The 14,377-nt window shown below is 55.1% G+C and carries 13 protein-coding genes; 9 read left to right on the top strand and 4 right to left on the bottom strand.

The genetic code is table 11. The features are described from left to right. The first annotated feature begins 26 nt into the window (after positions 1 to 26). The 3 genes from GP473_RS06310 to dapC all read left to right on the top strand — a co-directional run bounded on the left by GP473_RS06310 (position 27) and on the right by dapC (position 2,139). The gene (locus tag GP473_RS06310; RefSeq protein ID WP_185770076.1) at positions 27 to 527 is read left to right on the top strand and encodes a hypothetical protein; all 501 of its coding nucleotides are present in this window, start codon (positions 27 to 29) and stop codon (positions 525 to 527) included. Between the two features lie 106 nt (positions 528 to 633). Continuing rightward, positions 634 to 951 (top strand): ferredoxin, encoded by a 318-nt coding sequence (gene fdxA / locus GP473_RS06305; protein WP_185770075.1) that lies wholly within the window; start codon positions 634 to 636, stop codon positions 949 to 951. Positions 952 to 1,008: 57 nt separating this feature from the next. After that, positions 1,009 to 2,139 (top strand): succinyldiaminopimelate transaminase, encoded by a 1,131-nt coding sequence (gene dapC / locus GP473_RS06300; protein WP_185770074.1) that lies wholly within the window; start codon positions 1,009 to 1,011, stop codon positions 2,137 to 2,139. Between the two features lie 89 nt (positions 2,140 to 2,228). Here dapC and dapD read toward each other — a convergent pair whose 3' ends face one another. Next, on the bottom strand, positions 2,229 to 3,212 hold the full coding sequence (gene dapD / locus GP473_RS06295; RefSeq protein ID WP_185770073.1) for a 2,3,4,5-tetrahydropyridine-2,6-dicarboxylate N-succinyltransferase: 984 nt from the start codon (positions 3,210 to 3,212) through the stop codon (positions 2,229 to 2,231). A gap of 132 nt (positions 3,213 to 3,344) precedes the next feature. Further along, the gene (locus GP473_RS06290) at positions 3,345 to 4,736 is read right to left on the bottom strand and encodes an amino acid permease (RefSeq protein WP_185770072.1); all 1,392 of its coding nucleotides are present in this window, start codon (positions 4,734 to 4,736) and stop codon (positions 3,345 to 3,347) included. 96 nt (positions 4,737 to 4,832) lie between these two features. On the opposite strand from GP473_RS06290, the gene dapE reads away from it, so the two are divergent. The 5 genes from dapE (at position 4,833) to GP473_RS06265 (ending at position 10,025) form a co-directional block, all read left to right on the top strand. Further along, the gene (dapE, locus tag GP473_RS06285; protein ID WP_185770071.1) at positions 4,833 to 6,029 is read left to right on the top strand and encodes a succinyl-diaminopimelate desuccinylase; all 1,197 of its coding nucleotides are present in this window, start codon (positions 4,833 to 4,835) and stop codon (positions 6,027 to 6,029) included. A 267-nt stretch (positions 6,030 to 6,296) separates the two neighbouring features. Next, positions 6,297 to 7,139: an LOG family protein gene (locus GP473_RS06280; RefSeq protein ID WP_186276732.1), complete on the top strand. Its 843-nt coding sequence runs from the start codon at positions 6,297 to 6,299 to the stop codon at positions 7,137 to 7,139. A 23-nt stretch (positions 7,140 to 7,162) separates the two neighbouring features. Continuing rightward, positions 7,163 to 7,531: a DivIVA domain-containing protein gene (locus GP473_RS06275; protein WP_185770069.1), complete on the top strand. Its 369-nt coding sequence runs from the start codon at positions 7,163 to 7,165 to the stop codon at positions 7,529 to 7,531. Beyond that, complete coding sequence (locus GP473_RS06270) at positions 7,528 to 8,985, top strand: leucyl aminopeptidase family protein (protein WP_185770068.1); 1,458 nt, start codon at positions 7,528 to 7,530, stop codon at positions 8,983 to 8,985. The genes GP473_RS06275 and GP473_RS06270 overlap by 4 nt, the downstream gene beginning before the upstream one ends. 167 nt (positions 8,986 to 9,152) lie before the next feature. Further along, the gene (locus GP473_RS06265; RefSeq protein WP_185770067.1) at positions 9,153 to 10,025 is read left to right on the top strand and encodes a methyltransferase domain-containing protein; all 873 of its coding nucleotides are present in this window, start codon (positions 9,153 to 9,155) and stop codon (positions 10,023 to 10,025) included. A gap of 84 nt (positions 10,026 to 10,109) precedes the next feature. On the opposite strand, the gene GP473_RS06260 is transcribed toward GP473_RS06265, so the two are convergent. After that, on the bottom strand, positions 10,110 to 11,660 hold the full coding sequence (locus GP473_RS06260; RefSeq protein WP_185770066.1) for a glycoside hydrolase family 32 protein: 1,551 nt from the start codon (positions 11,658 to 11,660) through the stop codon (positions 10,110 to 10,112). Between the two features lie 23 nt (positions 11,661 to 11,683). Next, complete coding sequence (gene glgA, locus GP473_RS06255) at positions 11,684 to 12,868, bottom strand: glycogen synthase (protein ID WP_186276730.1); 1,185 nt, start codon at positions 12,866 to 12,868, stop codon at positions 11,684 to 11,686. A gap of 232 nt (positions 12,869 to 13,100) precedes the next feature. Here glgA and glgC point away from each other — a divergent pair, with 232 nt between their 5' ends. Continuing rightward, positions 13,101 to 14,318 carry a glucose-1-phosphate adenylyltransferase gene (glgC, locus tag GP473_RS06250; protein ID WP_185770064.1) on the top strand — a complete coding sequence of 406 codons (1,218 nt, stop codon included), beginning with the start codon at positions 13,101 to 13,103 and terminating at the stop codon, positions 14,316 to 14,318. Positions 14,319 to 14,377: the final 59 nt, after the last annotated feature.

The raw sequence follows: 14,377 nt of genomic DNA, 5'->3' as shown, positions 1-14,377 counted from the left end.
CCATTGAGAGCGAGAACTAAAAGACTATGAGTACGTCTGCATCGAACTCTAATGCTGGAGGAGAGCACGCCAACTCGTTGGCGGATGAGCCTGATTGGGGTAATCCCAATAAATCGCAGGTGCGCAGGGATACCACCCGCGCCGAACGTATTTCCGGCATCGCCTGGTTAACAATTGGTGGGTTGTTCTGCCTTTTCATCAGCGTTTTATACATTGGAACTCGTCTCTCGTTGGGGCAGGCCAGCATTCCTGTGCCGTGGACCGTGATATTCGCATTTTTTATGAACCGGGCGATCACCAAGACCGCATTGCTATGGACCAATAACCGCATGGTCGCGGGTATCCCGGTGTGGGTATGGATTTTTGGGTTCGTGGTTCTTGCGGCGTGGCCGACGCTGCCTTTTGGAGGCGATACGCTGGTGGCGGGAAATATTTGGGCGCTCGCTCTGATGATCGCGGGTGCTATCGGAGGAATGTGGCCTCTATTACCTCAGTTTTCTTTTGACGCCCCTGCGGTGAAACAATAGGGCGTGAGCTTAAAACAGTAGGGCTTTTCGCCTAAGATCAGATATATTCTTAATCTAGACAGATCTGTTCATATATTTTCAACTTGGGAAGGGTCGGTAGACGACAATGACCTATACCATTGCCCAGCCATGTGTTGACGTGATGGACCGCGCATGCGTGGAAGAATGCCCAGTAGATTGCATCTACGAGGGTAAGCGCTCTCTTTATATTCACCCAGATGAGTGCGTAGACTGCGGCGCCTGCGAACCGGTGTGCCCAGTCGAGGCGATCTTCTACGAAGATGACGTGCCGGAAGAATGGGAAGAATACAATGACGCCAATGCTGCCTTCTTCGATGACCTCGGTTCACCAGGTGGCGCAGCCAAGATGGGGCCGCAGGACTTTGACGCAGAACTGATTGCGAATCTGCCACCGCAGGCGTAGATAGCCATTCTTCATACCTCCAAGGTTGAGACCACCCAGGCGAGAGAACAACACTTTATGACCGCGCAGCGCATACCTGTAGGCAATCGACTCCCGGATTTTCCATGGGATTCCCTAGCCGAGGCCACGAAGAAAGCTAAGTCCTACCCTGACGGCATGGTGGACTTGTCCGTTGGTACACCAATTGACCCAGTAGCACCGACGATTCAGCTCGCCTTGGCTGAATCCGCCGCCGCGCCAGGTTATCCGCAGACGAAAGGTACGCCGCGGTTGCGTGACGCCATTGTTGGTGCGATGGAACGCCGGTTCGGTGTCACGGGGGTGAATGCTGAGCGTGATGTCCTGCCGGTAATTGGTACGAAGGAAGCGATCGCGTGGCTTCCGACCTTGCTGGGTCTGGGGGAGAACCACACGGTGGTTATTCCAGAGTTGGCGTACCCCACATACGAGGTGTCTGCCAAGTTGGCGGGGGCGGCTGTGGTGCGCAGCGACTCGATTCTGAAACTCGGCCCGGACACCCCCGCTTTGATCTACCTCAACTCCCCGGCCAACCCTCACGGACAGGTTTTGGGGGTGGAGCATTTGAAGAAGTATGTGCAGCTTGCGCGCGAACGCGGTGTGATCATCATTTCTGATGAATGCTACCTTGGGCTCGGTTGGGAAGGACAGCCTCCGGTTTCCATTCTCGATCCGGAGGTGTGTGATGGTGATTTCACCAATATCATCGCTGTGCATTCACTGTCTAAGACATCAAACATGGCTTCATACCGCGCTGGTTGGCTAGCAGGAGACGGTGCTCTTATTCAGGAATTGCTAGAAATTCGACGCCATGCCGGGCTGATGAACCCGGGGCCGATTCAGTCGGCAATGGTTGCTGCCCTGGAAGAAGATGGCCATGAACGGCTGCAGAAAGAGCTCTACCGCAGACGGCGTGAGGTACTTCGCTCTGCATTGGAGCAGGCCGGATTCACTATTGAACACTCAGAGGCGGGGCTGTACCTCTGGGCTACTGAGGGGCGCGATGGCCGTGAGACAGTAGAGCGCCTCGCTGAGCGTGGAATTCTCTGCGCCCCAGGGGATTTCTACGGCCCACGAGGCAAGAACTTCGTCCGTATCGGACTGACCGCCACTGATGAAGCTATTGAGGCAGCGGCCAAGCGCCTTGCGCAATGGGAAACTGGTGCCTAGGGGGATGACAGAGCCTAGGGGATGACACGGGGCGGGGGTCAGCTGTTCGAAATTGAGCCCCGTCTTCGCTCGCTGTCCCCTCCGCTCGTTTAATTCTTGTGTAGCGCCTCGTTGAGCTCTACGCCCTCACCGCTGGCAGGAACTGCTTCGACGGAGCCGGAGATTGAGTGACGACGGAACAGAATGTTGGAGGCCCCGGACAGCTCCGCTGCCTTGACAACGGCTCCATCTTCCTGACCGAGGGCATCGGCAACAGCGCCCTTGACAGTGACCTTCGTACCAAAAGTGATGTAGAGACCAGCTTCAACGGTCACGTTGTCACCGAGAGAAATTCCCACGCCGGAATTAGCGCCCAACAAGCACTTTTCTCCGATGGAAATAACCTGCTTGCCGCCTCCGGAGAGGGTGCCCATGATCGATGCTCCACCACCGACGTCAGAGCCATCTCCCACGACCACGCCACCTGAAATTCGCCCCTCTACCATCGAGGAGCCCAAGGTGCCGGCGTTGAAGTTGACGAAGCCCTCGTGCATGACCGTCGTTCCTTCGGCTAGATGCGCGCCGAGACGGACACGGTCGGCATCGCCAATACGCACCCCGGTAGGAATAACGTAGTCCACCATGCGCGGGAACTTATCGATGGAGTACACAGTCACTGGGCCGCGCTGGGCTTGAAGGCGAGCGCGGGTATTTTCGAACCCTTCAACCTGGCAAGGGCCGTGGTTGGTCCACACAACGTTGGTGAGGATGCCGAATACGCCGTCGAGATTACAGCCGTGTGGCTGGAGCTTGCGGCCTGAGATGAGGTGTAGGCGTAGGTAGGCGTCGTAGGCGTCGGCTGGTGCATCGTCTAAGGAAGAAATCACGGTGCGGACCGCTACCCGGGTAACACCACGGACATCGTCTTCGCCAACGATGTCAATAGCTTCTTGCCCCAAGTCAGCGGCATCCACAGTCATGGTGCCGGTTTCGGAAGGAGCGGAATCTACGAGGTTGAAGTCATTGAACCAGACGTCGAGGACGGTTCCGTCCGCGGTTAACGTTGCAAATCCATTACCAATAGCAGCAGTCATAGTCGGCGATTCTACCGAAAGACCAGCACAAAAAATCTCCGAGGGGGGGAGAAAGTCCACCTCTCGGAGAAAACATCACTCAGCTAGCGTGCAGCGCAGGCGGCGATGGGGAACGTAGCGGTCTGTATAGGTTTAACGGTGCAAAGTGTCGTCGTAAACAGGCTCCTTACGCCCCTTACCGACGGCAAAGCCAAGTACAGACAGGGCAGCGAAGACAATAGCAACGGTGATGACCTGCATTCGAGCGCCTTCGTCGAAAAGCATCAGCACGCCCAGCGCACAGACCATGACGAAGGTGAACCACGGTAGGGCAGGGTACCCCCACATGCGAATTTTCAGAACACCTTCGCGCTCGTAGAGAGGACGTAGCCGGATCGAGGACAGGGTGATCATCGCCCAAATCACCAGCAGCGAACCGCCCACCGCATTGAACAAGATGTTGATGAGATTTGGCGGTCCCCAGATCTGCAGAGCAACAGATATGAACGCGAAGAGAAGAGAGGAAATCACCGCAAGGATCGGCACCTTGTGAGAATTCAGCGTCGTGAAGAATTTGGGTGCGTAACCCTGTTTGGAGAAGGAGAACACGAGGCGGGACGTGGCGTAGATTTGTGCATTGAAAGCCGATAGTAAAGCAATGACGATGATGACTTCCATGAAAGTCACCACGCCAGGAATGTTCGCGAGAGCGAGAACGCGGGTGAATGGAGATTCTGCAGCGGATTCGGCATCACCCAAGGATTCATAAGGCAATAGTGCGGAGATTAAGAACACAGACCCCAAGTAGAACAGGGAAATACGCCAAATAACCGCCTTGACAGCGGATGCGATGGATTCCGAAGGCTTCTCGGATTCTGCAGCGGCAATGGTGACAATTTCGATACCGCCGAATGCGAAGGCGACTGCCAGCAGCCCTACTGCAAGACCCGAAATGCCATTGGGCATGAAATTTGAGAAGTGAGACAGACCTGGGGAGTCATAGTTGGGGAAAATCCCGAAAAGTAGACCGAAACCAATTAACAAGAAAATGATGATGACGGCGACCTTGATAAAAGCGAACCAGTATTCGAACTCACCGAATCCGCGGACAGCAGAGAGATTGACGATGGTGAAGATCACCACGGCCACGAGGCCAGGAATCCAACCATCCACGCCGAACCATGAGCCCATAATCGCGCCAGCACCAGTGATTTCTGCGCCCATCACCATGATGAGCATGAACCAATAGAGCCAGCCAAGAGAGAAGCCTGCCCAGTCACCGAAGGCTTGGCGACCATAGGTGGCGAAAGTTCCGGAAGCCGGACGCGCCGCCGCCATTTCACCGAGCATGCGCATGACGAAGATGACGAGGATTCCGGCGACGATATAAGAGAGGAGAACTGCAGGGCCGGCTGCTTGGATGCCTACGCCCGTGCCAAGGAAGAGTCCGGCGCCAATAGCGGAGCCCAGGCCCATCATTGTGAGGTGTCGAGTTTTCAGACCGTGCCCAAGCTGCGCGTCTGTCTCGGCGGTTGGTGTTGTCATGATATGAATTGTCGCACAAGTACTTTCCTTGATGGAACCGATCGCACACCCTAATTTGTACGTGGGCGCACCCCCGCCCTGAGTAGTGGAACCGAGATGACTGATAACGCTGTGAACCAGTACCAAGAAACTCCTGTCAACAACCCAAATATTGAGTCTTACGGCCACTTCACCGGATCTACTCGGCTAGATCTAACTTCTGACCCAGTCGCTTTGACTGCATCTTTGGTGGACATTTACTCCGAGTCTCAGCAAGAGAAAGTCATTGCCGATGCCCTGGAGCCTGCACTGCGAGAGCTAGAGGGTGTGGAGGTGACCCGACGGGGCAATACCCTCGTTGCACGTACCAACCGAGGATTGGGCGATCGCGTGATTCTCTGTGGCCACATCGATACGGTTCCTCCTGCTGAGAATCTCCCGTCCCGCATCGGCGTGGATGAGCGGACAGGGGAGGAAACTCTCTTTGGCCTAGGAAGCGTGGACATGAAGTCTGGGGCTGCGTGCTATATCCATGCGTTTGCAACGTTGGCAAATTCCGACGCATTAACCCGAGACCTCACCCTGGTTCTCTACGAATGTGAGGAGATTGCTACGCGCTACAACGGTCTGCATAAATTGGTGAAGTCCGACCCGGACCTTCTGGAGGGATCTTTGGCCTTACTAGGGGAGCCTTCCAATGCACAAATTGAGGCAGGTTGCCAGGGTACATTGCGAATCAAAGTCATCGCCCATGGGCAGAGAGCTCACTCTGCGCGTGCTTGGTTAGGAGACAATGCCCTTCATAAGCTCTCGCGTGTGATGGTTCGGGTGGCGGACTACGAACCGCGTTGCGTAAACATTGACGGTTTGGTGTACCGGGAAGGGCTGAATTTTGTTGTCGCTGAATCCGGTGTGGCGACAAACACTATCCCCGATGAGGCCTGGGCTTTTGTAAACTTCCGCTTCGCACCAAACCGTAGCGTGGAGGCGGCTCTCGATCACACCTTCCAAGTGTTGGGTGTCGGCACTCCAGACAATCCTGCGGAGGGTTTCACGTTGGAGATCGACGACACCGCCGCTGGTGCTTTACCTGGTCTCGACCGCCCTGCGGCGGCTGCGCTCGTTAAGGCCACTGGTGGAAATGTGGGGCCAAAGTTTGGATGGACGGATGTTGCTTGCTTTAGCCAATTGAACATTCCTGCGGTGAATTTTGGATCTGGTGATCCCGGATTGGCTCACACTAAGAATGAGCGCTGTCCGATCGATCAGATCAAGACTGTGTCCGAACAATTATTGGATTACCTGACTCACTAGTCCCCGTCAGTCCTCCCGCCCTCTCAATTTTTACTCACTACGAATGGTTCAACGTTTATTCACTGCTGTGGTTCCTGAAGAAGGTTTGGGCCATAATGAGTAACGTTGTGCGAATCGGAATCGCAGCGACAAAGGTGACCACTGCACGGTGAGTTAATGAGAACCGGCGCGCCCGTAATCAGAACCACAGAGTAAGAACCACAGTGGGAGTACTCCTATAAGGGGCGTCTATGTGGCATGAAAAAGACAGAAAGGGCACATACCGACATGTCTGAAATGAATGAGCGGCACCGTGACTTCAGCCTGCGTGGCCCTGTCATGTTGCGTGGAAAGCAACTGAAGGATAAACAGAAGTCCACTACGGATCAGCGACTGCTCGGTGAGCAGTCCAATACTGATTGGCTTCACACAGATCCTTGGCGCGTCATGCGCATTCAGTCCGAATTCGTGGATGGTTTTAGTGCCTTAGCGAAGATACCAAAGGCTATTACTGTCTTTGGGTCAGCCAGAGTCAAAGAAGATCATCCTTATTATGAACTGGGACGCAAACTGGGTCGTCTTATCTCTGAGGCAGGGTACGCCACTATCACAGGTGGTGGTCCAGGTCTTATGGAAGCGCCGAACAGGGGAACTCATGAGGCCGGTGGGATGTCTATTGGGCTGGGGATCGAGTTACCAAGGGAACAATGCCTCAATCACTGGGTCGATGTGGGGCTGAATTTCCGTTACTTCTTTGTTAGAAAAACCATGTTCCTCAAGTACTCCCAAGCTTTTGTGTGCCTGCCCGGTGGCTTCGGCACTTTGGACGAATTATTTGAGGCGTTGGTGATGGTGCAGACTGAGAAGATCCAGAAATTCCCGATTATCCTCGTGGGTTCGGAATTTTGGGGTGGGCTGGTGGACTGGATTCGCACCCGCCTGGTAGACGAAGGCATGATCAGCCCTGAAGATCCAGAACTTTTCTTCGTGACCGATGATCCACAGGAAGTTGTGGATATTTGCGTGCATGCTCACAAGCATCGGATTGATCATTTACGTCAACGCCGTGACGAACTATGGGCAGAGGCAGAGAAATTGGATGAAGAAATTGGGCGGATGGAATGCGAGTAGATTAGAGCAGTATGTATTGGATCATGTCTCTTGTTGGGGCGCTTCTTGTAGGAGCGTTGCTGACATACTTGCTTGCCAAGGTCTTTGGCAGAGGTGAAGATCTACCTTCGATCCGCACTGATCCCTACGCCGAACAGCATCGCGCACAGTTGGAAGATGGCGAGATTTCCTCTGGTTCAGTGGAAAACGTGAGGTTTACTCAGTCTCTTCGCGGCTATAACCAACATGAGGTTGACCAATATATCAGCCGAATTGCTGCCAAACTGGAAGACTATGAGCAGAAGCTGGTAGAGCAAGGAGCACGCCCGGCGAAAACTGTTGGGGCAGTAACCCGCCCCATAGTGCCCCGTAGTGAACAATCCCGTAACGAAGCACGAGGAGACCGACAGTGACACCAACCCCAAGTATTCCCCAGCCCGTCGTTGAAGTGACATATGGAGATACTTCCTCTCGCGTCGAAGGAAACGAGGTGATCGACGTCACCATCGTGCCGGGAGCTACAGGCGTCGAATTGAATTCCGACGGTGTGTGGGAGCTCGGTGTCTTGGATACGCCACGGCAGCTTATTGATCTCAACGACAGCGAGGACTTCCAGGATGGGGGCTGGAGAGAAGCTGGGGCGGCGTTGATCCGTCGTCTGAATACTGTCATAGCGGGACATCCGGTGAAGGCGAAGCGGCATCTCGTTCAGATAGCTCTACCTATGACCACAACTGCCCGGAATTTGCGAGATTTGGCTATCGGGCTGACTGTGGGCGGTCATAGTTTTGTAACCACCAATAAGAAACGTCCGGCAAGGGTGCGCAATGTACACATTGTGGCGGCCAGTGAATTGAACAGGAAAATCATGGCTGCCGCGGTTAAGGAAGGGAGTGCTCTAGGGGCCGCCACGTGCCTGAGTCGTGATTTAGCCAATATGCCTTCCAACGTAAAGACCCCGGAATGGTTGGCTGAACAGGCAAAGGCTGTCGCCAAGGATATTGCGGGTGTGAAGGTGAAAATCCGCGATACTGCATGGCTAGAGGACAAGGGCTTCGGTGGGATTCTCGCTGTTGGACAAGGCTCTGCCCATCCGCCAGCGTTGATTCATATGGTGTGGGATCCGGAAAGTGTCGGTCAAAGGCGCCGACGTAGCACCGTGTTGCTTGTAGGGAAAGGCGTGACATTTGATACGGGCGGCGTGAGTATCAAACCAGCCGCTGGAATGGACACTATGCGAACCGACATGACTGGCGGAGCTTCGGTGATCGCAGCTTTCCGATTGCTTGCTCAGAAGCAGGTACACAGGAAAATCGTGGCGCTGATACCGACTGCCGAGAACATGGTGGACGGTAACTCATACCGGCCGGGAGATGTGGTTGAACACTACGGCGGGATCACTACTGAGGTGTCTAATACGGATGCAGAAGGACGTATGTTGCTGGCAGATGCCATCAGCTATGGTTGCAAGAAGTTCAAGCCCTCGACCGTGGTCAGTATTGCCACCCTCACGGGCGCGGCGAAGGTGGCTCTCGGCCTGCGGACCGGAGCTGTGTTTGCTCCAACATGGTCGCGGGCGGTTAAAGTGAGTCGCCGGGGAGCCGCTGTTGGAGAACGATGGTGGCCAATGCCCATGCCTGAGTATTTGGAGGACGAGGTTGACTCTAAGGTCGCTGATGTTCGCCAAGCCCCGAAGGGGCCGGGAGCCACCACCGCGGCGATGTTCTTGCGCCGTTTCACACGCAACACCCCGTTTATCCACTTGGACATTGCCGGTCCGGGACGCGCCGAATCGACGTATGACGAGGTCACACCAGTGGGCACCGGTTTTGGGGCGCGCACTCTGGTGCAGTGGCTCTCCAATTAGCGCCAACTGTGAATAAGTACCTTGTGTGGCGGGCTTGTGGTTAGGAGCGCTGTGCTTCTTTGCTTCCTATGTGGCAGCTAAATCCGTGAGCTAATTCCGTAGCGACGCGGTTATTCGCATACACTGGTTTCTTGTCTTGACAATATCTCGCTTAAGGAGCGTGTACGTTGCTTTCTGACGTGATTGATCTGCTCGCAGATCCTGTGGATGGGACTGACCTCTCCGCTGGCGATGAGCAGTGGCGTACGCTGGTCTCTGCCTCTGGCCACAGCTACGACGTAGCCCGCCAGGGCTATGTGACTCTTGCCGGAGGCACTGGTCTGCGCTATTCCGGTGATGATGCTTCCATGATCGAGGCTCGCGAGACTTTTCTGTCCGGTGGCCATTTCGCGCCTTTCGTCGAGGCCGTAACCTCCCACGTAGAGGCAGTGCTGGATGATGCTGGCGTGGCAGATGAGGCTCACCCTGGCATCGTTGAGGTAGGCGCTGGTACGGGGTACTACCTCTCCCATGCTTTAGATACCATTCACAATTCCCGAGGCGTCGGGCTTGACGTATCTACCGCCGCAGCGAAACGGCTGGCGAATGCTCACCCTCGGGTGGGAGCTGTCGTTGCTGATGCATGGTCCCGTCTTCCTTTACGCGACGCCAGCGTGGACACCATCATGGTTGTCTTCGCACCCCGTAACGCTGCCGAATTCGCTCGCATTCTCAAGCCTGAAGGAGAAGTGGTAGTCCTCACTGCGGACGCTGGCCACCTTTCCGAGCTGCGCGAGCCCTTGGGGATTATCGACGTGGAGAAGGGCAAGGTGGATCGCATGATTGCACAAGCATCTGGTCACCTTGAACCAGTTGGAGATTCGGAGATCGTAGAGTTCACAATGAGTCTCGATCAGGCATCCATCGCTGCCCAGATTGGGATGAGTCCCTCTGCACGACACATCCATCCGGACGTATTGCAAGAACGCATTGCGGATCTACCACACACCATGCAGGTGACCGCGCGAGCTGCAATCACCCGTCTCAAGCGCATTAGCTAAACGCGTGGCTTAGCTTGTGAAGCGCATCCACCGTGCCGCGCGGTGCATCCGCCACACGGACTACGGGAACTCCGAGAGGGATGGCTATTCCTCGTCAATGAGCCCTTCGGCCACTTCGCGATCCGCAACTAGCGCCTCCGCCATGAAACGCTCCTGTTCCTCAGGGGAATCCAAGCCGGCGCGGCTGCGCAATAACTCCTGGCCAACCGTAACCATCGAGTTAATAATCTTCGCCCCACCGGTGACGGTGACATCGACATCGGCCACGGGGACCCTGGCAGGAATGGCACTCGTGAGGGAAGTAGCGCCACCATCGGCAAACACTTCGCAGACGGGGCCGTCTACGAAAACGGTGAGAGTGGAGGAATCAGATTCTTTCAGTTTCGCTGTGACAGTGTCATTGTCGTCACGGGTGAGGGTGACAGAGGTGGCGTCGTGGCTTACGCGAACCAGCCGATGTCCATCACTGTCTAGGGCATCCACACAGACCTTGCCGGAGGTGGTGTCTAGCTGCCCGGTCCAAATTAACGCGCGGTCGGAATATCCCTTGACCGCTCGGGGGGTGCCCACGATGTCTTGATAAAGATGACCATCAACCAGGCTTAAAAAACGCGGTGAGGACAAACAATTGGCCCATTGTCCCTCATAATCCGGGTGCGCGCCCACTAATCCGAAAATGAGCGGCTCCGAGGCTTGAGCGAGGCGTGGCCGCGTGTAATCGTGGCCGTAATCAAAGACTGTAAATGGAGTGGTGACTTCGAAGTGATCGTCTTGTAAGTGACCCACGAGATAACCAACAACTTCGTGAGATTCCCCATCTTCTCCTGGATAGGTGATGAAAAGGACGTCGCGTGGCTCCCCGGTTGAAGCATCGTTGAGGGAGATCAAGCGCGGGGCAAATGGGCGGCCACTGGGCATGCCTGAGTGATCGGAAATCTTCAGTGCCCCCTTTACAGTCCAATTCTGCCGATCCTGCGAGCGAAGTTTGACGATCTGCGCCTCGGTGTCTCCCTCGAGAGATAACGCGATCATCAGCCAGCTGTCGCGGTGCCATACAACGGAAGGGGTCACAAGATCACTGACAGGATAGGCGCTGTCGTCGATGGAAATGGGGCCGAGACGCTCCACGCGATGGTCTGCCTGCGAAGGATCGTCTGATACGTCCTCTAATTCACTGAGATCAGGAATCAGCGCGCGTTGGACGGTGAAACTCCGTGCACCACGCTCTCCGTGGGGGATGCGGTTGCCGAGCAAGGCGCGGCTATTCTTATCTTCACTATTTTTGGCTGCCGACGTCACGAAGAACAACTCGACGGAGTTACGAGATTCCTCTGGGCAATTCGGATCATCAGACAGAGCAACAGCGGAACCCGCCAGCACGTCCAGCTCATCGTCGGTAGGGGTGAGCACATCGTCGCAAACATCCCAATCATAAGGAACCTCGGAGGCAACTTGGTGAGCCCATCGGGAGCCTTCATGAGCGCGCGGACGGAATTGATGGAATACGTGAAGGTTCCCGTCGACAACAACAGCGCCCGCAGGAGCTTCGAGTACACCGAGTTCGGCAGTGACGTGAAGTTCCGGGCGCTGCTTGTGCGGTTGTGCCTGGTTTTCAGAATTGAAGGAAGTTGGCATGCCTTCTTTTGTACCAGCGAAATTTACATTAGGGAGCGGTAGACATCGATGGTTTGTCGAGCGATGGTGGCCCAAGAGAATGTTGTGACGGCTCGTTCGCGTCCGGCCTCGCCGAAGGCCTTCACCCGTGCTGGGTCGCTGAGGAGGTCATTCGTGGCTGCAGCGAGGTGTCTTTCGAAGCTCTCGGGATCTTTTTCATCGTAGTGAACAAGGGTGCCTGTGGCGCCGTCGACAACTACCTCGGGGATGCCGCCCACATCGGAGGCGATCACAGCAGTGCTGCACGCCATAGCTTCCAAGTTCACAATGCCCAGAGGTTCATAGATAGATGGACAGACAAACGCATCAGAGGCAGTGAGGATCTCCTGGAGATACTTCTTGTCCAGCATTTCCTTCACCCAATACACGCCGTCGCGTTCTTCCTGGAGCTCGTGAACTAGGCCAGTCACTTCAGCATCGATTTCCGGCGTGTCTGGGGCGCCAGCGCATAGGATAACCTGGATGTCTGGGTTCATGTGCTTGATAGCTTTCAGCAGGTGAGGCACGCCCTTCTGGCGGGTAATACGGCCCACGAAGCTGATAATCGGCCGGGAATTATCAACACCGAGTTCTTCGAGTACAGAACGTCCGGTGACTTCCTTGGCTTCAGCAAAGACAGGACGTGGCTGCCATAGGTGCGAGTCGATGCCGTTGAGAACCACGTGAATACGATCAGGTTCGATCCTCGGATAGGCATCGAGAATCGCTTCTTTCATCTTGGCAGATACGGCGATGACGGCATCGGCATATTCCATGGTGTTCTTTTCAGACCACGAAGAAACTTCGTAACCGCCACCTAATTGCTCCCGCTTCCATGGACGATGTGGCTCGAGAGAATGAGCTGTTGCGACGTGGGGTATGCCACGAAGTAGGGCGCCGACATGTCCACCGAGCCCCGTGTACCACGTATGGGAGTGCACAACATCTACGTCTCCTAAAGCATGTGCCATGCGCAACCCGGTAGACAACGTCTGAACGGAGGCATTGGCCTGCGCTAACTCGGGATCCACGCCGTGGACGTAGACATCGGCTTCCTCACGGGGGGCTCCCATGCAGTGAACGTCGACATGTTCCAGCTCACGCATATAACGGGTGAGTTCGGTGACGTGTACTCCCGCGCCGCCGTAGATTTCAGGTGGGTACTCTTTTGTCAGCATCGCGATACGCATACATTCAACTGTAGTTCGCTCGGGGGAATGCTGTCTGTGCGAATAGTCGGTAGATCCTGACCAATGGTGGGGTTGGCTGCCATCGGGGGATATAACCGACCCAATTGGTCGTGAAAAATCGATCTAATTGTGGCGAAAGTCATGAACACTTTTCGGTATTAAGTGGGGATTTTCGGGGTAGGAATCGAAACTTGCCCGGCGAAATTTTTGAAACCTAACTACCGTAGTAGGTGTGAAGACCACTCCTAACGTCCTGTCCATTGTTCTCGCTGGCGGCGAAGGAAAGCGTCTGTACCCGTTTACGGCAGACCGCGCCAAGCCAGCTGTACCGTTCGGCGGTAACTACCGTCTCATCGATTTCGTGCTGTCTAACCTGGTGAATGCCGGATACTACAAGATCTGTGTACTCACCCAGTACAAGAGCCACTCTTTGGACCGTCACATCTCTCAATCGTGGCAGCTATCCGGACTCGCAGGTCAGTACATCACTCCGGTTCCTGCTCAGCAGCGTCTGGGTAAGCGTTGGTTTACGGGCTCTGCGGATGCAATTTTGCAGTCTCTTAATTTGGTATATGACGAGAACCCCGATTACATCATCGTCTTCGGTGCTGATCACGTTTACCGTATGGATCCGGAGCAGATGGTGGAAGCACACATCGCTTCGGGAGCCTCTGTGACCGTCGCGGGATTGCGCGTACCGCGTGAGGAAGCCACGGCTTTCGGTGTGATCCAAGCTGGCGAGGATAACAAGATCGAACAATTTTTGGAAAAGCCAGCAGAGCCTCCAAGTGTGCCAGATGATCCGGAGGTTTCCTTCGCCTCGATGGGTAACTACGTATTCACCGCCCAGGCGCTGATCGATGCGCTGAAGGAGGATTCTGAAAACGAGAACTCCAACCATGATATGGGCGGTGACATCATTCCAATGTTCGTGAACCGGAATGAAGCCTATGTGTACGACTTCTCCTCGAATTTTGTGCCGGGTGAGACGTCACGCGATAAGGGCTACTGGCGTGACGTGGGTACCGTCGATGCCTTCTACGAGGCACACATGGATCTCATTTCCGTCCATCCTGTATTCAACCTGTATAACCAGAAGTGGCCTATTCACACTGCTGAGACCGGAAACCTTCCTCCGGCAAAGTTCGTCAAGGGTGGCATTGCTCAGTCCTCCATGGTGTCCGCCGGTTGCATCGTGTCAGCCGGAACGGTACGGAATTCAGTTCTCAGTGAGAATGTCATTGTCGAAGAAGGCGCAACCGTTGAAGGGTGCGTACTGATGCCGGGCGTGCGTGTAGGTAAGGGCGCTGTGGTGCGTCACGCCATTGTGGATAAGAATGCTCAGATCACTGAAGGTCAGATTATCGGTGTGGATCGTGCTCTTGACGAGGAGAGGTTCAGCGTCTCCAAGGGTGGGGTGGTTTGCGTCGGTAAGAACGAAACAGTGTGAGGGTCCAGGATGTAGCAGTGAGAGTGAAGGCTGCGCATGCGAGTCTCAGCATGCGCAGC

Origin of the sequence: Corynebacterium anserum (assembly GCF_014262665.1) — a bacterium.
In the GTDB taxonomy this organism is placed as follows: Bacteria; Actinomycetota; Actinomycetes; order Mycobacteriales; family Mycobacteriaceae; genus Corynebacterium; species Corynebacterium anserum.
This window is presented reverse-complemented; position numbering and strand designations above follow the sequence as displayed.